Annotated in this window: 22 protein-coding genes; 11 read left to right on the plus strand and 11 right to left on the minus strand. The window is 60.2% G+C overall.

Annotated elements, in window-relative coordinates; all coding sequences use genetic code 11:
• Positions 1-12: 12 nt before the first annotated feature.
• Both ACN2TU_RS19805 and ACN2TU_RS19810 read right to left on the minus strand, forming a co-directional pair.
• A complete protein-coding gene (locus ACN2TU_RS19805; protein ID WP_435157763.1) occupies positions 13-303 on the minus strand; it encodes a hypothetical protein in 291 nt (96 codons plus the stop codon).
• A 172-nt stretch (positions 304-475) separates the two neighbouring features.
• The gene (locus ACN2TU_RS19810; RefSeq protein ID WP_435157764.1) at positions 476-598 is read right to left on the minus strand and encodes a hypothetical protein; all 123 of its coding nucleotides are present in this window, start codon (positions 596-598) and stop codon (positions 476-478) included.
• A 225-nt stretch (positions 599-823) separates the two neighbouring features.
• Here ACN2TU_RS19810 and ACN2TU_RS19815 point away from each other — a divergent pair, with 225 nt between their 5' ends.
• The 3 genes from ACN2TU_RS19815 to ACN2TU_RS19825 all read left to right on the plus strand — a co-directional run bounded on the left by ACN2TU_RS19815 (position 824) and on the right by ACN2TU_RS19825 (position 2,073).
• The gene (locus tag ACN2TU_RS19815; RefSeq protein WP_435157765.1) at positions 824-1,090 is read left to right on the plus strand and encodes a hypothetical protein; all 267 of its coding nucleotides are present in this window, start codon (positions 824-826) and stop codon (positions 1,088-1,090) included.
• Positions 1,091-1,162: 72 nt separating this feature from the next.
• Complete coding sequence (locus ACN2TU_RS19820; protein WP_435157766.1) at positions 1,163-1,342, plus strand: hypothetical protein; 180 nt, start codon at positions 1,163-1,165, stop codon at positions 1,340-1,342.
• A 74-nt stretch (positions 1,343-1,416) separates the two neighbouring features.
• Positions 1,417-2,073 carry an O-methyltransferase gene (locus ACN2TU_RS19825; protein WP_435157767.1) on the plus strand — a complete coding sequence of 219 codons (657 nt, stop codon included), beginning with the start codon at positions 1,417-1,419 and terminating at the stop codon, positions 2,071-2,073.
• Positions 2,074-2,450: 377 nt separating this feature from the next.
• Here the strand turns inward: ACN2TU_RS19825 and ACN2TU_RS19830 are convergent, their stop codons facing one another.
• The 6 genes from ACN2TU_RS19830 to trpS all read right to left on the minus strand — a co-directional run bounded on the left by ACN2TU_RS19830 (position 2,451) and on the right by trpS (position 6,196).
• Entirely contained in the window at positions 2,451-3,248 is a 798-nt protein-coding gene (locus ACN2TU_RS19830) for a creatininase family protein (RefSeq protein WP_435157769.1), read from the minus strand.
• 58 nt (positions 3,249-3,306) lie between these two features.
• Positions 3,307-3,666, minus strand: coding sequence for an outer membrane protein assembly factor BamB family protein (locus ACN2TU_RS19835; protein WP_435157771.1), 360 nt, complete (start codon positions 3,664-3,666; stop codon positions 3,307-3,309).
• On the minus strand, positions 3,600-4,220 hold the full coding sequence (locus tag ACN2TU_RS19840; RefSeq protein WP_435157774.1) for an outer membrane protein assembly factor BamB family protein: 621 nt from the start codon (positions 4,218-4,220) through the stop codon (positions 3,600-3,602). The genes ACN2TU_RS19835 and ACN2TU_RS19840 overlap by 67 nt, the downstream gene beginning before the upstream one ends.
• Entirely contained in the window at positions 4,177-4,545 is a 369-nt protein-coding gene (locus tag ACN2TU_RS19845) for a hypothetical protein (RefSeq protein WP_435157775.1), read from the minus strand. The genes ACN2TU_RS19840 and ACN2TU_RS19845 overlap by 44 nt, the downstream gene beginning before the upstream one ends.
• Positions 4,546-4,619: 74 nt before the next feature.
• Positions 4,620-4,847: a GNAT family N-acetyltransferase gene (locus ACN2TU_RS19850; RefSeq protein WP_435157777.1), complete on the minus strand. Its 228-nt coding sequence runs from the start codon at positions 4,845-4,847 to the stop codon at positions 4,620-4,622.
• A gap of 242 nt (positions 4,848-5,089) precedes the next feature.
• On the minus strand, positions 5,090-6,196 hold the full coding sequence (trpS, locus tag ACN2TU_RS19855; protein ID WP_435157778.1) for a tryptophan--tRNA ligase: 1,107 nt from the start codon (positions 6,194-6,196) through the stop codon (positions 5,090-5,092).
• A 246-nt stretch (positions 6,197-6,442) separates the two neighbouring features.
• Between trpS and ACN2TU_RS19860 the strand changes: the two genes are divergently transcribed.
• Together ACN2TU_RS19860 and ACN2TU_RS19865 are read left to right on the plus strand one after the other, a co-directional pair.
• Entirely contained in the window at positions 6,443-6,673 is a 231-nt protein-coding gene (locus tag ACN2TU_RS19860) for a hypothetical protein (protein WP_435157780.1), read from the plus strand.
• Positions 6,674-6,741: 68 nt separating this feature from the next.
• Complete coding sequence (locus ACN2TU_RS19865) at positions 6,742-7,047, plus strand: hypothetical protein (RefSeq protein ID WP_435157782.1); 306 nt, start codon at positions 6,742-6,744, stop codon at positions 7,045-7,047.
• Between the two features lie 305 nt (positions 7,048-7,352).
• On the opposite strand, the gene ACN2TU_RS19870 is transcribed toward ACN2TU_RS19865, so the two are convergent.
• Complete coding sequence (locus ACN2TU_RS19870; RefSeq protein ID WP_435157783.1) at positions 7,353-8,651, minus strand: MFS transporter; 1,299 nt, start codon at positions 8,649-8,651, stop codon at positions 7,353-7,355.
• A 72-nt stretch (positions 8,652-8,723) separates the two neighbouring features.
• Complete coding sequence (locus ACN2TU_RS19875) at positions 8,724-10,820, minus strand: heavy metal translocating P-type ATPase (protein ID WP_435157784.1); 2,097 nt, start codon at positions 10,818-10,820, stop codon at positions 8,724-8,726.
• A 274-nt stretch (positions 10,821-11,094) separates the two neighbouring features.
• On the opposite strand from ACN2TU_RS19875, the gene ACN2TU_RS19880 reads away from it, so the two are divergent.
• Complete coding sequence (locus tag ACN2TU_RS19880) at positions 11,095-12,531, plus strand: sulfatase-like hydrolase/transferase (protein ID WP_435157785.1); 1,437 nt, start codon at positions 11,095-11,097, stop codon at positions 12,529-12,531.
• Positions 12,532-12,716: 185 nt separating this feature from the next.
• On the plus strand, positions 12,717-14,258 hold the full coding sequence (locus tag ACN2TU_RS19885; protein WP_435157786.1) for a flippase: 1,542 nt from the start codon (positions 12,717-12,719) through the stop codon (positions 14,256-14,258).
• 156 nt (positions 14,259-14,414) lie between these two features.
• Here the strand turns inward: ACN2TU_RS19885 and ACN2TU_RS19890 are convergent, their stop codons facing one another.
• On the minus strand, positions 14,415-15,665 hold the full coding sequence (locus tag ACN2TU_RS19890) for a DUF2238 domain-containing protein (protein ID WP_435157788.1): 1,251 nt from the start codon (positions 15,663-15,665) through the stop codon (positions 14,415-14,417).
• A 135-nt stretch (positions 15,666-15,800) separates the two neighbouring features.
• Here ACN2TU_RS19890 and ACN2TU_RS19895 point away from each other — a divergent pair, with 135 nt between their 5' ends.
• The 4 genes from ACN2TU_RS19895 to ACN2TU_RS19910 all read left to right on the plus strand — a co-directional run bounded on the left by ACN2TU_RS19895 (position 15,801) and on the right by ACN2TU_RS19910 (position 21,383).
• A complete protein-coding gene (locus ACN2TU_RS19895) occupies positions 15,801-16,349 on the plus strand; it encodes a ribbon-helix-helix protein, CopG family (RefSeq protein ID WP_435157790.1) in 549 nt (182 codons plus the stop codon).
• A gap of 178 nt (positions 16,350-16,527) precedes the next feature.
• Positions 16,528-17,745 (plus strand): Nramp family divalent metal transporter, encoded by a 1,218-nt coding sequence (locus ACN2TU_RS19900; RefSeq protein WP_435157793.1) that lies wholly within the window; start codon positions 16,528-16,530, stop codon positions 17,743-17,745.
• Complete coding sequence (locus ACN2TU_RS19905) at positions 17,746-19,752, plus strand: hydantoinase/oxoprolinase family protein (RefSeq protein ID WP_435157795.1); 2,007 nt, start codon at positions 17,746-17,748, stop codon at positions 19,750-19,752.
• Complete coding sequence (locus ACN2TU_RS19910) at positions 19,749-21,383, plus strand: hydantoinase B/oxoprolinase family protein (protein ID WP_435157797.1); 1,635 nt, start codon at positions 19,749-19,751, stop codon at positions 21,381-21,383. The genes ACN2TU_RS19905 and ACN2TU_RS19910 overlap by 4 nt, the downstream gene beginning before the upstream one ends.
• Positions 21,384-21,402: the final 19 nt, after the last annotated feature.

A 21,402-nucleotide genomic window follows, 5' to 3' on the forward strand; every position in this document is an offset into this window, starting at 1 on the left:
GCAGCCCCGTACCTACGCCTCGGTCAGCGTCTCGAACGTCGCCGGATTCTCCCAGAGTTCGCCCAGCGTCGCAGCCGCCAGATACCGTGTCGGTGCGGCGACCCACTCCGTCGTCACGCTGGAATCGGCTGGCGGTGCCGTCGGTTCGAACCACCATGCCACGTACCGTCCGTCGGTGAGTTTCGCGGTTGGATACATCTGCCCGTTCACCGAAACATCGACGCGTGAGTCAGGTTCGACCGGCGGGGCGTCTTCCGGCGAATCCGCGACTAACACCTCTATTTGAACACTTCGCTCGCTCATACAGATTCACCGTTGACTGTCGCGTCCGCCGTGTCGGTTCCGCAGACGGGTGCGACAGTGACGAGTTCCATATCGTGACACAACGGAGTCCACCTACAAGAAGGTCAGTCAGGCGCATGTCTGACGGTTTCTACCGGCGTGTTTTGTTTCGATTAGGTTCCGAAGGAATCGATTACGGTTGAATCTCGACGGCTGTATCAGACAGCAACCACTGTTCATCGCTCTCGTCGGGATTGCGAAGTTCTATCCACCCGGTTTCGGAAACGACCATCTCACAGTCCGGCTTTCTAGCCATTAGATAGCCTCACAGCGTCCGAAAACGGTCGTTTTGGAGCGGTTCGTAGTTCCGTATGGCGTGTGGTTCGAAGCGAGCATGGGGGTTTCTTCAGGGAGATGAACGCTCGAAACCCACTTTGGTATGACCATCCTTCCAATGAGTAAACACTCCTTACGCATCAACTTGCGGGAATTTTCGGGGTTTGCGCTACTTTGATGCTCGATCGAGCACTAAAACGGCCGTATGAGCCTCGTGATGGCAATCGTCGCTTTCATCATCGGATTTCTCTCGGGAACGGTAACGCGTTGGTTCGCCGGACTGGCCGCATTCATCGCACTCGTCCTCGTGATTCTGCAACTCACTCCCGACCCGTTCCTCCCGTTCGCGGAGTACGTCGTTCAGGAGTATTACATCGGAAACGAACTCCTCTTCATTTCCGGATTCCTGTTCGGTATCGACGCCAAAAGGACGAAAGAGGTGGTCGTCGAACGACGGGCAACCACCGACTGAAGGAACGTTCGAGTTGTGGGCGGAGGATGGTCGCCATCATCTTTATTCTCGTTCTCACCGTTTCACGTGTCCATGAGGATGGGGACAGCAAAAACGGACGAGTTGGGCGAAACGGGAGAAGCGAGTGAATCGACTGAAACGGGAGAAGCAGGCGTCCAAATGGTCGTCCTCTGGATTCTGCTCACAGTTGTGCTGTTCGCTCTCACCAGACGAATGCGCCGACGGAAAGATTCGAACGAAACGGCAGACTGATTCGGAAGTGAGCAATCGCGAGGATACGAACAGCATCCCCGAGTATTAACCACACTGCCGTCGTTTGGCGATGTATGGCCGATATCCTTCCGGAGGAGACGAAACGATTCGTTCGCGCCGCACTTCCCGAACCGGACGAAACGCTGAAAGCGATGGAAGAGCGCGGTGAGGGGTTTCCAACTGTCGGGCGTGAAGTCGGACAGTTCCTTCGATTACTCGCACACGTCACGGACGCGAAGCGAATCTTCGAATTCGGATCGGGATTCGGCTATTCGGCCTACTGGTTCGCCGACGCACTCCCCGAGGACGGTCAAATCGTCCTCACGGAGTACGACACGGACGAACTGCGCGAAGCCCGTGGATACCTCGAATCGGCCGGGTTCGCCGACCGTGCCGTCTTCGAACACGGCGACGCAATGGACGCCATCGAACGCCACGACGGGCCGTTCGATGTCGTGCTCATCGACCACAACAAAGACGGCTATCCCGAGGCGTTAGACGCCGTGCGCGACAAGGTCGCCCCCAGCGGCGTCATCGTCGCCGACAACGCGATGGTCAGCGGCGTCCAAGATTTCGACGCGATTCTCGCCGCGCTCGAAGGTAACGACCCAGAGATGGACGAGGAAAGTCGCGGTATCGCAGAGTATCTGCTGGCGATGCGCGATGACGAGGAGTTCGAAACGTCGGTGATTCCCCTCGGCGAAGGAATCGCAGTGAGCTACCGGCGATAGAATTACTCGTGGGCAGAACGCGTTTTTCAGCGAGGAACGAATGAGTCAGAACAGTATCGACGGGACAGTAGCGATGAGTAGTGGAATCGAGTCCTCACCCGATTCGAGTTTGGGTCGGACTGAGACCCGTCTCGATTCCCTGTTCACGCACGAAAGGCTGAATCCATCGGGAAGACGATGCAGAATGGCACCCCGGCCGAACCAACGAACGGGATACGATTCCACAGGCCGACGATTACCTCCTCGAACTTGAGGGCGTCACCACGACGGTCGTGTTCGGTGGGTTGGATGGCAGCGATGGCGAACCATTGGACTGCTTGCCGACACGCTGACGGAACGGTTTTTCACCAGCGTGAGTCACTGAGCGACGGTTCCGTTCACGTCCGCCGACTGCCGGGTTGCGGGTCGACGTGCGGTTTCGCCATCAAATCCGAAAATCGCGCGTCGTCCAACCAGTCGAGCAACTTCACGAGTTGCTCGGTCGCCGCCTCGAATATTTGCTCGCCCTTTTCGGGCGTTGCGTCGGTCTGGTCGCCGAGAACCCCGTTTTCCGTGTTGTCGATTGCGTCGTAGTAGTTGCGTGCGCCGTGAATCGTGAAGTTTCCGTCTCGGAGGTCAGCAAGGCCCCCATCCCGAGCGTTTGTGAGTTGGTTCGTTCGGACCAACTCGCCCGCGATGTGCATGATCATCGCCGTCTCCTTCGGCCCGCCGTGGGGGCCATTGTACTCGAACAGGTCGCTCACGAGGTCCGGAATCGACTCGTCCCACATCCATTCGACGGCGAAAGCGACTTGGTCCTCACGAAGTCGCCGACCGACTTCGCGGAGGTGTTGCATGTTCCCGCCGTGGGCGTTGACGTACACGACGCGGTCGATACCGTGGTACGTGAGGTTCCGTGTGAAGCTTTCGACGTAATCGCGGAACGCTCGCGCATCCACCCACATCGTTCCGTGGAACTGCTTGTGATGGGGACTGACGCCGATGTTTATCGTCGGCGTGCAGAGGTAGCCCGCTCGGTCGGCGGCCTCCCGTGCTAACGCTTCCGCGATGAGATGGTCGGTTGCGAGCGGCAGATGCGGGCCGTGCTGTTCGGTCGAACCCAGCGGCACGACGGCGACGGACTCTTCGGCGACGTAATCGCCCAGTTCCGGCCACGTCTTGTCGGCGAGGTACATGTTTGGAATAGTGTGAGGGAGAGGGCATAAAATCCCGCTCGGCGGAAATCGAACGAGGTCAGAGGAAACAGTGGCCCGCGATGTCGAAACTGCACGGTTCGAACGCGTACACTTCACTCGACGGTACCGTGACGACAGCGAGTGAATCCGAGAGCGCAATAGACGAGTTGGGAACATTACTGACTGCGACGAAACCGATCTTTTCGCCGGTTCCCGAGTCGAAAATGCCGATGCCGTGATTTGTTCTGTTTTTTGTAATTCTGACGTAAATCGCGTCGTCAGTGAGGGCAGGAGTCGAGATGGCAACTCCCGAATTGGTGTATCGCCACACCTCATTGCCAGTTTTTGGGTTCAGGGCGATGAGATTTCTAAGGTTTTCGCAGTAGTAAACCCGGTTCCCCTCCCGTTTGCTCGCCATAGTTCGTTTCCGGTTGTCGCGTCCAATGCAACGATATCACCTGCTTTGTCATCGTTTATTTCGGTAGAGGCGTACACACGTCCATCAGCGATAGTCGGTGGGCCGTCCACTTTGAGTTCCGTCTGCCATACGATGTCACCAGTTTTCCCATCCAATGCAACGATGCCGTACTCCATCACGGAGAGATACACGACACCATCCACGTACGCTGGCGGATACGTCCAGCCATGATAGTCAACGGGCGAAATGTACTTCCAGGCGACTTCTTCCGTAGAATCGTCGATGGCGTAGAGTCCTTCCTTTGCATTCGGCCGCTCGATATCTTCCGTAATGCTCGCGGTGGGGGCGTACACCAATCCATCAGCGATGACCGGGTGTGCAGTCCGCTGATTGGTGTTTTGTGGGCCGCCGTGCATCGAAACGTACCAGCGTTTTTCCCCATCGGAAGTCAGACTGTGTACTCCGTCAACGGCTTGCAAGTAGATGTTTCCATCCGAAAACACGACCGAGTCACGGTTCCCGTTTGTCGCGATAGCGCGTGACCGTGATGTCACCCGTCGTCTCTCCCGTTTCGATGTCGAGAATTCGAACCCCGACTTTCGAAGGAGCACCGGTCAGTTCGTCGCTCGCATAGCCGATGTACACCTCGTCATCCACGAGAACCGGCGAGGAGTCGTTGTAACCGTCCGGAACGTGAGTAGACCACTTCACCGTCGGATTCGAACCGGGGCCTCGATGCTGTGGGGCATAGCCGCTGTTTCGATTGTCGAACCCGGCACGAGTCCATTCACCGCCGATCTCATCATCACCCAAACATCCCGCGAGTGCGCCGAGGGAACCGGCACCGAGCGTAGCGAGGAAGTCGCGTCTGGAGGACATGGCTACGGCTATCGGCACCCACGGGATAAGTCTTCAGATTTGAATTTTCTGTGAAGTCGAAAGGAACGAACCGATTACAGCCGCTTTGTCATTCGGTGCCGTTTGGTTTCAAAATCGTCCCGCAGGTACAGCGACTGTGCGATGTCGTTGTCGGCGTGAACGTCCAGCGAGAGATACACACAGCCTTCCCGACGTGCCCACCTTTCCGCACGCCAAAGCAGGCGGGAGGCGATGCCGTCCTGCCTGCGATTCCGAACGACGTACAGACCGTCGATGTATCCACGGGAACCGCGGGCGAACACCGGCGGCGATGCCCTTTTTCGACGGCCACGTAGCCGACCAGTTCGTCCACATCAGCGGCGACGAAGGTGGCGATGTCGTCGTCCGAATAGCGGTCCTTGATGTGCGAAAAAAACGTTTGCGCGAACCCCGTGCTCGGCGAGCGTGTCGAACTCGTCTATCGTCGCCATCTCGCGAGCGAAGGGCAATCAGAGGTCGTCCACGAACGGGACGAGTTCGGTTGCTCGAAGTCGCCGGATTCGCATCAGCGGCGTGCCTCGTCGGTGTGCTCCGCGACGTACTGTTCGACGTTCGGGCGTGCCTCCTCGCGCTTTCGTTGATGGTCGCGCAGGAACGTTTCCAGTCGGTCTTTTGCGATATCCTTCAGTTCACCCGAGAGCATTTCGCCGGATTCGTACTCGGTTCGAATTCGGTTCAGTTCGTCGTCGTCCGCCACGAGGTGGTACGCGAGCAGTTCGAACACCATGTCTTCCTCGACGTTTGCGCCCTTCTCGCGGTGCTCTTCGAGGCTGACCCGGCCACCCGTTTTCGCCTCGTCGATTTTGCGGTTCGCGTCCGGAATGGAATCGGTGAGGGCGATGTAGCTTTTCGGGTCGGACGAACTCATCTTCCCACCCTGCAATCCCCGCATGAATCGATGGTACGTACTTGCGGGCTTTAGGTACGGTGCATCGCGGTATCGAGACGCCACGTCCCGCGTCAGCCTGACGTGCGGGTCTTGGTCGATACCGACTGGAACGACGGTCGGTTTCGGCCCGCCGTGTTCGGGCGATTGTGGGCGAAGGATGTCGGCGTATTGGGTCAGAGCCGACGCCATCTTTCCGGGGTCAGCGTTGCCATACGTCGCTTCGAACTCGTTTTGCGTGACGTGCCGAGCAAACAGTTTACTTCGGACGTGGTGGTCGTTTCCTGCCTCGGACTGGAAGTAGAAGTCGGTCGAATCGAGGTCTAACCCCAGCGCGACGTAGTTCAGCAGGTACTCCTCGACGACGAGTTCGCGTGCGTCTTCGAGCGACATGTTCCGTGTCGCGTAGGATTCGATATCCGCCGCACAGAGGGTGACTTGTGCACCCATTTCTTGGAACATGAGCACTTGTTCGACCACGGTGAGATGGCCGAAATGGAAGTCGCCGGAAGGCATGATGCCGGTCATCATGGCGAAGGGGTCGCCCTCGTCGTGGGCGTCGAGCACGGTGTCGAGGTCGCGGTGCCCGAAAACGATGCCTCGCCGAACGAGGCGGTTATCGGGCAATCGATCCGCAAGATCCGCAACCGGTTCGATACCGAACTGCGCCATCGTCGCCTCGTAGTCGGTGATTTCGACGTCGCCCCACGGGTCGATTTTAGGCATGGCTCTCCTCCCGGGTTGTGAGTTTCACTATCGGTACAGCAGAAGTCGCTTCAGTGTGCCGTGGTCGGCCAAAATCGACCACCGGCAGTGGCAGATGGGTACATGCCAGTTTCCATTCCGTCGGTAGCGCGGAAAAACGTTTCGTCCACGCAACAGCGAGTCGGGAGTCGTTCGAGTTCTAAATGCTGCAGTTCGGTCGGATTGACCGACCGAACTGCACATACCACTCGGCGACGGAGGATGCGTATGAACTCCGGGGAAGCGTCCCTCGAACCGGCGAACATCGTCGCCACGATTCGAGACGCGCCAGCACCGGTCGTGAACACGCGGTATCTCGCGGACGAGTTCGACGTGTCGCTCGATGTGATGTTCGACCGACTTCATGAACTGGTCGAAGACGGCGTTCTCGAACACGCGGAGGCACGGAACCGAGGACATCTGTGGTGGCTCTCGGTCGAAACCGAACTGGGGGAGTAAAATCGTCCTTTCGGCGGAATTGTCGGAACAACACGATTTTCTTGTGAAAACCGCCCGACTGGGTAGATATGGCCAGTGCGACACGTTCGTTGACTGAGCCACACGTTCACGCGCACACCAAATACCGACTCTTTCCGGACGAGCCGATGTTCTTTCACGCTGGAATCCTCACCGAGCGAGGTGCTGAGCCGTCGAGCATCGACTCGGAAACTGACACGAGGGCGCTTCGCAATCACCTGCAATTGAAGTTGCGATCGGTGCACGAATCGAGCGCCGATTACTGCCCTGCCGTGTTCCGGTTTCGTCTACGGCGAAAGACCATCGTCACGAATGCGACGAAGCCAAGCACGGTACAGAGGACACCAGCAGTCTAGAATCTGATCAGTCCGGCGATGAGATGGAAGTTCGGGGCGATAAGCAGGATGAGAATGAGATACTGTCGTCGCCTGATTCGGTACAGTTGGCTCTGGAGAGCGGACTTGTTCATACAGAACTGAGTAGAAGACTGATACAAAATCGTTCCCCTCAATGAGATGTCACTTCTTCCTGGAATCGGGAGATGGATTGTGAAGGCAACACCTGCACTGAGCAGTTGGGTTCGGTATCGACCAGTCACGGTGATAGAGATAGCCCGCCGACACCCATCACTTGGCGAGTATTTCGAGCTGACGGTTGTCTTTTATTCTGCGTCGGGCAACATCGTGTACAATCCCAGCGCGATAGCCGACAACCCTGCTAACACGAGAAACGCGAAGTCGAACCGGTTCGCGTCGACAAAATAGCCGACGAACGTTGAACCGGTCGAACCGACCAGGAAAAACCCGGTTCGGAGGAATCCCCACGCGGAGCCCTCAATATGTTCGGGGAGCGCCCGAACGACGTATGCATTATTCACGGGTACGATCGCCATCCGAGTGCCGAGGATAGAGACGACGACCGCGAGAACTGCCGTCCCCGACGCGAGCGTGAGGGCGACCGGCGTAACGACACCGATCGCAGTGACGGCGAGAAGGACGGGTTTGACACCGATCCGGTCTGCGGCACCGCCCGCGGCGATCTGTGAAACCGCACCCGCGATGAACATGACGCCGAACAACAGGGCAGCGGTCTGCTGGCTCATTCCCTTGGTTTGGAGATACGTCGGCAGAAACGCTGTCAACCCCTGAAAGACGAACAGGAGGAGCGCCATAGAGACGACCGCGAGGAAAATCGAGCGGTCGGAGAGCGTTCGCACGATGTCGCGGAGCATGCGACGGTCGAAGAGGGCCGTGTCGGCGGGTTCGCCGTCAGCGGATTCGGAATCGAGGTTTCCGCCATGCGTCGATTCCTCCACACCACCGTCGGTCGATTCTCCGCGGGTCGTCCCCAAGCGCTCGGGGACGACTCGCCACGCCAGCACCGCGACGACGAAAAACGGAATCGAGAGTCCGGCGAGGATGTATCGCCATCCGATTTTGCCGACGACCGTGGTCGCCACGTTCGGGAGGACTGCCGAGCCGATGCTACCGACGGCGAGCGTGACGCCGAACGCCGCGCCGGCGTTTCGCGTGTAAGTGCGCGAGAGAACGGTTCCCCGACTCGGGCCGTACAGTCCGGAACCGAGTCCGAACGCGGTGCTCCCGGCGAAAAAGACGACGAACACCGGAGAGAGTCCAATCAGGCATAGGCTCACCCCTGAAAGACAGAGGCTCGTCGTCAGGAGCGTTCGCTCGCCGATTCGGTCGATGAGCACACCGGCCGGAAACTGCATGAGGGCGTAGCCAACCCAGAGGGTCGTGATGGCGAGTCCGGCAGTCGCGTTCGTGACTTCGAAAGTCGATTTTATCTGTGGCAGGAGCGCCGGGACGAGAAATCGCAGGCCGAGGGTGAACGCCCAGCCGAGCGCCACGGCGATGAGAATCCAACCGCGGCCGTCGCCACGAAGCCCGCGAACGGCGTTACGGAGCCGGTTGGCGACCGACCGACGACTGGACGACATCGGGTGCTTCGATGGTCGTTCGACGGACGGTTAAACGGGTGGGTGCTGACCAATGTCTCCGGTTCTTTTTCGCTATTTCGAGAGGTCGGTATTTCGAAGTCGCTGGGCGTTGATCGCCACGATAACGGTGCTCGCGGACATGAAAACCGCACCGACCGCCGGCGAAAGAAGAACGCCGACCGGGGCGAGAATTCCGGCCGCCAGCGGCAGTGCGAACACGTTGTAGCCGGTCGCCCAGACGAGATTTTCCTGCATTTTTCGATAGCTCGCTCGACTCAGCCGAACGAGTTTCACCACGTCGAGCGGGTCGTTTTCGACGAGAACGATGTCAGCCGACTCGATTGCCACATCGGTACCGCTCCCGATGGCGATTCCGACGTCGGCGCGGGTCAACGCGGGAGCATCGTTTACGCCATCGCCAACCATCGCCACGAGTTTTCCCTGCGATTGCAGTTCCACGACTTTTTCGTCTTTCTCCTCGGGAAGGACTTCGGCGAAATAGGTGTCGATGGCGAGTTCGTCGGCGACGGACCGAGCAACCGCTTCGCTGTCGCCGGTCAGCATGGCGACTTCGATGTCCATGTCGTGAAGCGCATCGACGGCACGTCTGCTCGCTTCGCGGACGACGTCCGCCAGCGCGAACGCCGCCACGACTTCGTCGTCGGAGACGAGATACACCACGGTTTGGCCGTTCGACCCGGCGTTTCGAGCGAACTCCGAGATGGACGTCGAGGGGGTTACATCCAACAGTTCGAGCAGGTTCGGCCCGCCGACGAACAGTTCGTGACCCTCGACCGTCGCCCGAACACCTCGTCCTTTGATGGCTTCGAACTCGGTGGCTGGAACGGTTTCAACCCTCGTTTCGGCCGCTTTGCGACGAATCGCCTGTGCGATGACGTGCTCCGAATCACCCTCAACGGCGGCGGTGCGCGCGAGCGCGAGGTCGGTATCCCAGTCGGCCACGGTTTCGATGCCGACGACACCCTGCTTGCCGCGCGTGAGCGTCCCCGTTTTGTCGAACATGACCGTATCGAGGTGTCGGGCGTCCTCCATGGCGATTCGGTCGCGGACGAGGACGCCGTTTCGTGCCGCCATCGAAGTGTTGATTGAGACGACCAGCGGGACGGCCAACCCGAGCGCGTGCGGACAGGCGATGACGAGGACGGTGACGACGCGCTCGACGACCGAGATGTCGAATCCGGTGGCGAGAAGCCACGCGACCGCGGTCACTGCGGCGACGGCGAGTGCGATGTAAAACAGCCATCCGGCGGCTCTGTCGGCCAACACCTGCGTTCGGGACTTGCTCTCCTGTGCGTCCTCAACGAGGCGCATGATTCCGGCCAGCGTCGTTTCATCGCCAATCGCAGTCACGCGAACGCGGAAACTCCCGTCGCCGGAGTTGATGGTTCCGGCGATGACTTCGTCGCCGGAAGTTTTATCCACTGGTCGTGACTCGCCGGTGATCATCGATTCGTCGGCGGTCGAATCGCCGTCCTCGATGACGCCATCCGCCGGAATACTCGCGCCGGGTCGAACGAGCAATCGGTCGCCATCTCGGAGTGCGGTGGTCGGAACCGCCTCCGTCGTCCCATCGTCCCTGAGACGTTCGGCGGTGTCGGGCAGCAGCGTCGCCAGTTCGTCCAACGCACCCGACGCTTGCCGAACGCTTCGCATCTCCAACCAGTGGCCGAGAAGCATGATGTCGATGAGCGTCACGAGTTCCCAGAAGAAACTCGTGGTGCCGGGAAGGAATAGAAAGGCCGCGAGGCTGTAGACGAACGCGACGGTGATGGCGAGCGAGATGAGCATCATCATCGCAGGCTCCCGATTTGCTGCTTCCACGCGAGCCATGCTGAGGAAGGGCAGTCCGCCGTAGCCGAAGACGACGACGGCGAAAATCGGCGTCACCCACTCGTTGCCGGGAAACGCGAATGCGCTATAGCCGAGCGTCGCCTGAACGAACGGGCTGAAATACAGGACGGGTATCGAGAGGACGAGACAGACCCAAAACCGCCGCCGAAACATGGTTTCATGTCCACGATGGTCGACATGAGCGCGATGGGCGTCCTCGAAATCGTCTTCACGTCGCGGGGAAACCAACTCTTCACGCACTGACGTCGCCGCTGGTCGTTTCGGGTGCTCATGTCTCTCCTCGTGTGAATCTGCCATTTCTCCCCCACCACACGGGACTACGCGAGGTACCGACTTGACTCTGCTCTGTACACTCGAACGGACAGTGGCAGCCTTTTCGCACAACAAGCGGTTGTCTGTGCAGAAACCCGGTGAGCAGTCGAATTGACGAATGCCGACCGGGGGAATTTGCGAACGGCATTCAATCCGGAATTCGGCGATAAGCGACTGGAAGAGCTCTATTCGGCAGATATCTCGTTTTTTGAATATGTGGCCAACATCGTTTTACGGCAGTTCTGTTTTTGCAGTACCAATGGCTCCCGCTGAAAAAGGCTCAGAGACTTCGACGCCGCGAAACGTGCTCGTCGTCTGTCTCGATACGGTGCGCGCGGATTTCTTTGCGGATACCGCGAAACGCCTCCAACGTCTCGCGGACGTAACGTTCACGCAATGTCGCGCGGTAAGTTCGTGGACGGTTCCAAGCCATGCGAGCATGTTCACTGGAAAACTGCCGTCGGAGCACGGCGTTCACACGCACAACCGGCGATTTGACACCATCGACCGGGACGAGACGTTTCTCGCCGACCTCGACGGCTACACCACGTTCGGAGTGAGCGCAAATGCGTTCATCAGTCCGACCTACGGGTTCGATTCGTGGCTAGACGAGTTTTCCGCCATCGAACCGAAACATCGCTACCCGGAGGCGACCAGTCTCAACGAGGTGAGCAAGGAAACCGAGAAAAGCGGGGTAAAAAAGTACACCGAATACCTCCAGCAGGCGGTAGCGCACGACCATCCGATTCTGAGCCTGAAAAACACCGCCCTCGGTTACCTCCACGATGCAACCAAGTCGGGACCCGTACCGAAGCAGGTCGATGACGGCGGGTCGGCGGTGGTTCGTTCCGCGACCGGGCACATCGACGAAGCTGATGAACCCTACTTCGGGTTTTGTAACCTCATGGACGCTCACACGCCGCTTCATCCCTGCCAGTGGTTCGATTCGTCGCTCCAGGGCGTGCCGAACTCGTGGACATCAAGCCAATACGATGTCTGGGAATTGATGGACGAACCGGAGCGCCACGCCGAATACTGGCAGCTCCGCGAGCAGGTGTACGGCGCGACCATCGACTATTTAGACCGAATCCTCGCGGAGTTCGTTCACGAGGTTCTCGATTCGACAGGCCGAGAGACGACGATCATCGTCACCGCCGACCACGGCGAAAATCACGGCCGTGAAGCGGACGATTTCCTCGTTAATCACAAGAGTAGCCTCTCGGAAGGACTGCTCCATGTCCCGCTGTTGCTCATCAACCCGCCGGAGGGATACGACAGCAGGGAAACCGAATACGTGACCCACCTCGACTTCGGCACCCTCGTCACCGGATTGGCGAACGGGGAAACCCCCGACGTGTTCCGTGACCGACTGCCGGCCGAACTGGTCGGTATGAGTGCCGGGCCGGAACCGCCGGAAAACCGGGAGTACTGGGACAGAATGATTCGCTGTGTGTATGACGGTACGACGAAAACCGTCTGGGATTCACTCGGCACCCGCACCGAGTACGAGGTAGACCCCGACCGACCGTCGTGGCAGCAAACGGTCGAGACGGGTGAGGGAACGCCAGCGGTCGAATCCGAATTCTTCAACACGCCAATCGAGGAGGCAAAGACGATAGCGAAGGGGGACAAGACCGACGAGACGGCGGTCGATTCGGCGACCGAATCGCGGCTCAAGGAGCTGGGATATCTGTAACGAGCGCCGATTCGATGCGTTCGACCCCGGGAAATCGCCCGTCTCGGGGAGTCGTCTAGTTCGAGAAGCCACGTACTCGAACGTCTCGTCCTCGTGCGATCTTTTCGTGCGAAACAGAGGCACGCACGCGGGCGAGAAAGCGCAAGAGATAATCGGCTCTAATCGTATAGCACCAATCTAAGATAATGGCTGACCAATCGTCGGACTCATCGCTCAAATCCGTTTCTCGCGGTGCGTCTTTTTTTATGGCCGGGAAGGGTCTCGACAACGGACTTCGATTTATTTTGAATTGGGTGCTCGTCCGGGGACTCGGTGGTCTGCTGTTCAGCGTGTACACTCTCGGATTGGTCGTTTTGACCTTCGCACAGGTGTTCACCAACCTCGGTACGAATCAGGCCATCATGAAATTCATTCCCAAGTACGACGGCAATCCGCTGAAACGCCGTCGGATGCTGGGCCTCTCCTATCTAACCTCGCTGGTGGCCGGTGTCGCCGTCGGCGCGATTATCTACGTCTCCGCTCCGTGGATTTCGCAGTACGCTGACCCGGAGTATCAAAAGCAGTTCGTCGATGTCCTGCGGGTCTTCGCGTTTCTCCTACCCCTCGACACGCTGATTAGCTGTTTCGGGAGTCTCTTCAAGAGTCTCGAAATGCCGGAGTATCAGGTGTTCATTCGGAACATTCTGACGCCGCTCTTTCGCGTCGTCGGCGTCAGCATCGCGCTTCTCCTCGGATTGGCCCTCTTGGAGACGGTCGTGGCCACGGTCGTCGCCTCGCTCATCGTGTTCTGTATCGCCATCTGGTTGGTGGCGACGAAAGCCGACCTCAAGCCGAAGTTCAGCGCGTCGCGCGACGAACTCATCGAGTTCTACGACTTCTCGCTGCCGCTCACCGCCAGCCACACCGGGCAGGTGCTCGCGAGCAAAGTGGATCTCCTGATGGTCGGGTTTCTCGCAGGAGCGTACATCAGTACGCCGGACGCCGTCGGTATCTACAAAATTGCCGTCGTCCTCGCTGGAATACTGCTCCTTCCGCTGAGCGCGTTCAGCCAACTGTTCCCGCCCATTGCGTCCCGACTGTACAACAACGGGAAAATGAAAGATCTCGAATCGCTGTACCGCCGAATTACCCGATGGACATTCACGCTGGGACTGTTTCCGGCAATCGGTGCCGTCGTCTACGGGCACGAGCTGCTCGTGCTGTTCAGCGATTCGTTCGCGCAGCAAGGGGAAACGGTCTTGCTGTTGCTGGTCGTCGCCCAACTCGCGAACGCGAGCGTCGGTCCGTCGGGCTACGTGCTGATGATGACCGACCATCACTATCTCGCGCTCGTCAATCAGTGGGTGCTCGGGGTCTGTAACGTCATCATGAACTATCTGTTGATCAAAGAGTTCGGCCTCATCGGCGCCGCGCTCGCGTCGGCGACGGTCATTATCTCCATCAACATTCTCCGGATTTACGAGGTCTGGTACACCGAAGGTCTCTTCCCCTACTCCAGACGGTATATCAAACCGGTGTTCGCCGGAGCCGTCTCGGCCGTCGCGATGTACGGCACGAAAACGATGCTCGCGGGCTACGTTTCGGGAATCGGGTCGAACGCAATTGTCGCACTCGCCCAGGGTGCCGTCGGCGGTGTCGTCGGACTCGTCGCGTTCGGTGGCGTGTTGTACCTCCTCGGAATCGAGCAGGAAGACCGCGACTTCTTCGCGGAGAACCTCCCGACATAACTGGGAATTTCGACGAGACCTTCCGCGAGGAAAAATGCGACCAACAGCAGGGAGGTATCCGACACCGTGTTCGCTACCCATTCTCCATCCCGGATTCGATTCGTTTCGATTTCCTCCCCGTTCGGTTTCGACCGAGACCAGCATACCGATGCGCGTTCACGACTGGAAGGTGTCCGAGGCGAGCGTATCGGCGACGTGCGACAGATATCTTGCCCCCCAGAGGGCGACCACGACGCCGCCGATGGTGTCGAACACCAAATCCAGCATCGTGTTTCCAAGGGAGTACTGTGCGAGCACGCTCTGCGTTCCGGTCATAGAGGCGACCCCGTCGAGTCCGAACTCTAGCAGTTCCCAGAGAACGCCGAAGGCGAGGGTGAACAGCAGGATGAAGACGAACATGAACTCCTTCGGGAGATAGATGGAGTCAGCGTGAACGTCGAGCGCGCGAACGACCGTGTATCCCGCCGCCGCGACAAGCGACGACGAGAGTGCATGGGTCAGTTGATCCCACAGTCCGATGGACTGGTACAGGCCGACCGTGCCGATTGCGTGGAGAAACACTGGGACGACAATCCAGAGCGTCAATCGCGTATCCATCGGTAGGCCATAGTTTCGTTCGAGCAGGGCAGGGAGTTCCGTCAATGCGAGGGCAACCGCCGTGTTGACGATGATACCGACGTTCACCTCGTAGAGGCCATAGAGCAGCACGCCGACGAGGGCGAGTTGGAACCCCCGAACGACCTGACGCTGGCGCGTCTCGGACAGGCCCCATCCTTCGGTCGCACCGACGGCGGTCGTTTCCGCCCCTCGCTTGCGTCCATCTTCGGAACCGAACCCGAATCGCGCCGTATCGATGCGTCGAAAATACGCCGTGAACAGCAGTCCAGCGACGACTCCCGCGACGGTTGCCGCGAACAGAGACCACATCATGTTAGTGAGGCTGCGGAGGTTTTGCGTGCCCAGGACGCTGTCCGCGACCCACTGGACGACCGCCCACACCCCGGCGCTCGCCATGGTTGCAACGACGACGAACAACACCGCAAACAGCGGCGAGAGTTCGACCGCGGTAAACGCGTCGAACTCGACGGCGAGCACCAGCGCGAGTCCAGCCACGGCAACGAACGTCGCGACCGAGCGTGGGAGTAACGAACCGAGCGGGACGCTGATGAGTCCAAGCGCCACTGCGAGAAGCGATTCCCACGGAACCATCGCGGTCGGTCGGCGGAAGACGAAAACCGGGATCAGCGCGAGGAGAATCGACGTGATGCCGAACCCAACCCACAGGTAATCGCCGCGGAACGCGCTGGCGAGGACGGCGATTACCATCGTTGTGACGAGAACCCACGCGAGCAGCGCGTTTCGGTGCTGTCCTGTGGTTTCCTCGTCGGTCGTCTCTGTGCTGAGCATGGGGATAGGTACGTTAGTCGGGAGCTAAAGTGTGAAGTGTGTGATAGAGTCCGAGCAGCGGTCGAGAAAATCGAATCGGGAGCGAGACATACGGGGACAGAACGATAACCCTCCTCACCAGTAGTAGGAACAAAGATGACGAACCGCATCACGGTGTCGCTTGACGACGACGCACAAACGGCGCTCGACAACCTCGTCAATCAGACCGACAAACCCCAGAGCGAACTCGTCAGGCAGGCACTCACTTTCTACGCGGCGAACTACGACGCGGCGACGGCGGATGCCGGGGAGAACCTGGAGGCGTACCACCAGATGCTATCGAGCGGGGAACACGTCCTGCTCGACGTGGATTTCCTCCACTGTTTTCTGGATTACGTCGAAAACGAGACGGGCGAACCGAATCCCGACTTCTTGGAACAGACCGACCAGGTCTCGGAGTATCACGCCCGGGAGTACGAACACCGATTCGACACCCTCGGGGAACTCCTCGACTGGCTGTCGCTGTGTGGGTTTTTGACCGTCCGCGCGACGAAAGGGGACACCTATCACGTCGTGTTCCCGACCGAATCGGTGAAATGGTTCATGATGCGGTTCATCGAGTTGAGCACGGCGCGTCTGCCGTTCGAACTCGAAATCGAAGAGGGAGTGTCGAAGGTGCTCATCACGGAAGTTCGAGCGGAGTGAAGACGGAAACGACGCGAAAGACGAGTGCGTTTCGCTTGTCTTTCGCGTTATGAGTAGTTCATACAATTTCATATTCGTTCATAATCCCCACATATCGCCGTAGACAGCGGTACACACCGTTCTTAGGGGGGTTTTAAGGTCAAATCGTGGGTTGAGACACCATAGCACGTCAAGAACCATGAACATTATAGATAGACTACAATCCATCGGTCCGGGCGCGATGGTCGCGGCGGCGTTCATCGGCCCCGGTACGGTAACGACTGCGAGCGTGACGGGTGCGAAGTTCGGCTACGCCCTCGTCTGGACCATCGTGTTCTCCATCGTCGCAACCATCGTTTTGCAAGAGATGAGTGCCCGCCTCGGCGTCGTCTCGCGCAGGGGACTCGGTGAAGCACTGAAAGGGCAGTTCGACAACCCCGCACTCTCGACGGTCAGCATCGCGCTCGTCGTGAGCGCAATCGGCGTCGGGACGGCGGCCTACGAAACTGGAAACATCCTCGGCGGGGCCGCCGGACTCGCCGGAATCACGGGCATCAGCGCGAACATTTGGGGGCCACTGATGGGCCTCTGTGCTGGCGCGCTGTTGTGGACTGGCCGGTACAAACTCATCGAGAAGGCGCTCGTCGGCCTCGTGGCGCTCATGGCCGTCGCGTTCGTCATCAACGCGATACTCATTGGCCCCGACTTCGGCGCGCTGGCGATGGGATTCGTCCCGAGCGTTCCCGAGGGTTCGACCTTCCTCATTACGGGCCTCATCGGCACCACCGTCGTCGGCTACAACCTGTTCTTGCACGCCGGGAGCGTCCAAGAGCGGTGGGACGGGCCGGACGAGTTAGGTGAATCGCGTGCCGATACGATACTCTCGATTCTCATCGGCGGCGGCATCACTATCGCCATTCTCGTCACCGCGGCGGCGGCGTTCCCGGTCGGCACCGAAATCAGCGACGTGAGTCGGATGGCGGAACAGATCGAACCCCTCGCGGGAACGCAGGCAACTGTCCTGTTCAGCATCGGTCTGTTCGCCGCCGGATTCACGAGCGCGACGACCGCACCGCTGGCCGGAGCATACGCCACTGCTGGTGCGCTGGGTTGGGACACCGACCTGAAATCGACCAGATTCCGCGCGGTCTGGGGATCGATTCTGCTCGTCGGTATCGTCTTCTCGGCGATCGGCCTCCAGCCCGTGCAGGCGATCGTCTTCGCGCAGGTCGCAAACGGAATCCTTCTCCCCATCGTTGCGCTCTTCCTCATCTACGTGATGAACGACCGCGACATCCTCGGACAGTACGTCAACAGCACCGTACAGAACGTCATCGGCGTAGTCGTCACCCTCGTCGTCGTCTGGCTCGGCCTTCGCTCGCTCTACAGTGTTGCCGGAAGTTTGGGGGTATTCTGAATGGTTGGGGACACGCGCGTCGGCGTGGACGTCGGCGGCACCTTCACCGACATCGTTCTCCTCCTGCCCGACGACGAACTCGTGACGGCGAAAGTTCCGAGCACGGACGACCAGAGCGTCGGCGTCATTTCGGGCATCGAGAAAGCCTGTCAGGAGGCCGGAATCGACCCGATCGACGTGGATGCGTTCACCCACGCGATGACCGTCTCCGTCAACGCCCTGCTCGAAGAGAACGGCGCGGAAACGGCCCTCGTGACTACGAATGGGTTCCGTGACGTGCTCGAAATCGGGCGACAGGCCCGACCCGACCTGTACGACGTGAACGTGGACAAACCCGCACCGCTCGTTCCGCGACGGCGCAGGTTCGAAGTCGCGGAGCGAACCGCGGTCGACGGCGTCCGAGTCGCCCCCGACGAGGACGAAATCCGCGACGTGGCACGAAAAATTCGCGACTGCGATGCGGAAAGTGTCGCAGTCGCCCTGTTGCATGCCTATCAGCATCCGGAAAACGAACGAATCGTCACGGAAATCCTCCGCGAGGAACTCGACGTTCCGGTCTCCGCGTCGCACGAAGTGCTCGCGGAGTTTCGCGAATACGAGCGAACGTCGACGACGGTCGTCGATGCGTACGTCACCCCGGCCATCGACGCCTACATCGGGCGGTTGGAGGAGCGCGCCGAGGAACGAGGCGTGCCCGTCCCACGAATCATGCAAGCGAACGGCGGCATCGCCCCGGCGAGAACCGTGCGCGAACATGCCGTCACAACGACGATGTCCGGCCCCGCCGCCGGTGTCGTCGGTGCGGCGGAAACGGCGAGCCAAAGCAGTCTCGACGGATTGGTTACCTTCGATATGGGCGGCACGTCGAGCGACGTGAGCCTCGTCCGGGACGGCGATGTCGAGCGAACGACGAACGCTGAAATCAACGGCCGACCCATCAAAACGCCGATGGTGGACGTGAACACGGTCGGGGCAGGTGGCGGATCGATCGCGTGGGTTGATGCCGGGGGTGCGCTCCGCGTCGGGCCACAGTCGTCCGGCGCGAACCCCGGCCCGGCCTGCTACGGGCGGGGCGGAACGAAACCCACGGTTACGGACGCGAACGTCGTCCTCGGCTACATCGGCGGGAGTTCGGCGCTCGGCGGCGAACTCGAACTCGACGTGGAGGCGGCCCACAACGCCCTCGCCAGACTGGCCGACGAGGCCGGATTGGATAGCGCACTCGACGCGGCCCGCGGTGTCTTTCGCGTCGCCAACGCGAACATGACGCGGGCGATTCGGTCGGTGACGGTCGAACGCGGCCACGACCCGCGCGGATTCGGACTCGTCGCATTCGGCGGCGCGGGGCCGATGCACGCCGCCGCGCTTGCGGATAGTTTGGATATGAACTCGGTCGTCGTCCCACACGCCTGCGGCGTGCTGTCGGCATACGGCCTCCTCGCCGCGGACGAAAAACACGACTCGGTTCGAACCCTCCGAAGCCACCTTTCGGGAATCACGCTGGATTCGGTCGAAGCGACCTACGACGACCTCACGGCGGACGTCCTGGCCGACGTGGAGAATCCGGCAGACGCCGAGGTTCGCCGCGCCGCCGACCTGCGATACGTCGGACAGAGCTTCGAACTCACGGTTCCCGTCGGCGAATCGTTCGACGCCGAGGCGGTCGCCGGGCGATTCCGCGAGGCGCACGAAAACGCCTACGGCTACACGATGGACGACCCGATAGAACTCGTCAACCTGCGGGTGACGGCCGTCGTTGAGCGCGAACCGCTCTCCGTTTCGTATCAAACTGCCGGCGACGCCAGAAAAGGAACCCGCGAGGTCTTTTTCGGCGACCGATTCCACGAAGCGCCGATTTTCGACCGCATCGGACTCGGTGAAGGTTCGACGGTCGAAGGGCCGGCCATTCTCGAACAGAACGAGAGCACCGTCGTTGTTCCGCCGGGATGGGACGGCACGGTGCAAGCGGATGGAACCCTCGCGCTCTCGGGAGGTGTGGAGCAATGAGCGACGGAAACGGTGGGGTCGAAACCGGAATCGACCCCGTGACGCTGGAAATCATGCGCAACCAGTTCGAGAGCGTCGCGGAAGAGATGGGCCAAGTGCTCATCACCTCGTCGTACTCGCCGAACATCAAGGAACGTCGAGACTGCTCGACCGCCCTCTTCGACGCCGAGGGCCGCCTCGTCGCGCAAGCAGAACACATCCCGGTTCACCTCGGCGCGATGCCCGCCGCGGTGACGACGGTGCTCGAATACGACCCACAGCCGGGAGACGTGTTCGTCCTCAACGACCCCTTCGAGGGCGGAACACACCTCCCCGACGTGACGATGGTGTCGCCGATCGCCATCGACGGGGAAATCCTCGGCTACGCCGTCTCCCGCGCACACCACGCGGACGTTGGCGGGATGACCCCCGGAAGCATGCCCGCCGGGGCGCGCGAAATCTATCAGGAGGGCATCCGACTGCCACCCGTTCGACTCGTGAACGGCGGCGAGGTGAACGACGACGTGATGAGCCTCCTGCTCGCAAACGTTCGAAACCCCGGCGAGCGAAAGGCGGATATCCGCGCACAAATCGCGGCCAACGAACGGGCGGAAGACAGACTCGTCGACCTCGTGTGCGAACACGGAGAGAGTCGCGTCGTCGCCGCCTTCGACGCCGTGATGAACTACTCGCGCGACCGCGTGACCACCGAACTCGCCGAGCTTCCGGACGGCGAGTTCAGTGCGCGTGACGTGATGGAGGGCGATGGAGTGACTGACGACGAAATCCCCATCGAGGTGTCGGTGACGGTCGATGGCGACCGAATCGATGTCGATTTCGCCGGAACCGCGGAGCAAGTGACCGGAAACGTGAACGCACCGCTCGCGGTCGCAAAGAGCGCCGTCTACTTCGTCATCCGATGCGTGACCGACCCGGAAATTCCACCGAATCAGGGCTGTTACGACCCGATTTCCGTGTCAGTTCCGGAGGGGTCGCTGTTGAACCCGCGACCCCCAGCGGCAGTCGTCGGCGGCAACGTCGAAACCAGTCAGCGAGTCACCGACGTGGTGTTCACCGCGTTCGCTGAAGCCGCCCCGGGCCGAGTCCCGGCACAGGGACAGGGGACGATGAACAACCTCACCATCGGGAGCCGAGACGGTGGCGAGGACGGCTTCACCTACTACGAAACCATCGCGGGCGGGTTCGGCGGACGACCGACGAAAGACGGAATGGACGGCGTTCAAGTCGGGATGACGAACACGCTGAACACGCCAGTCGAGGCGCTCGAAGCCGAATACCCGCTGTTCGTGGAGGAGTACGGACTCCGCGAAAACAGCGGCGGGCGCGGCGAACACCGGGGTGGATTGGGTGTCGTCCGCTCCGTCACGGTCGAGGCGGACGCGACGGTGTCACTCCTGACCGAACGACGACGAGTCGCGCCGCGAGGCATCGCGGGTGGCAACGATGGCGAACCGGGTGAGAACCGAATCGCGGACGACGTGGTTCCGGCGAAGACGACACGTGACGTGTCCGCCGGAACCACGATTACGGTCAACACGCCGGGGGGCGGCGGACACGGGTTCGCGGACGACCGCAACCCCGAAGAGATAGAGCGCGACCGTTCGGACGGGAAGATGGAGTGGAACGAATGAGCGAAAATCCACCCGTGAG

Source organism: Haladaptatus marinus, from assembly GCF_051194195.1.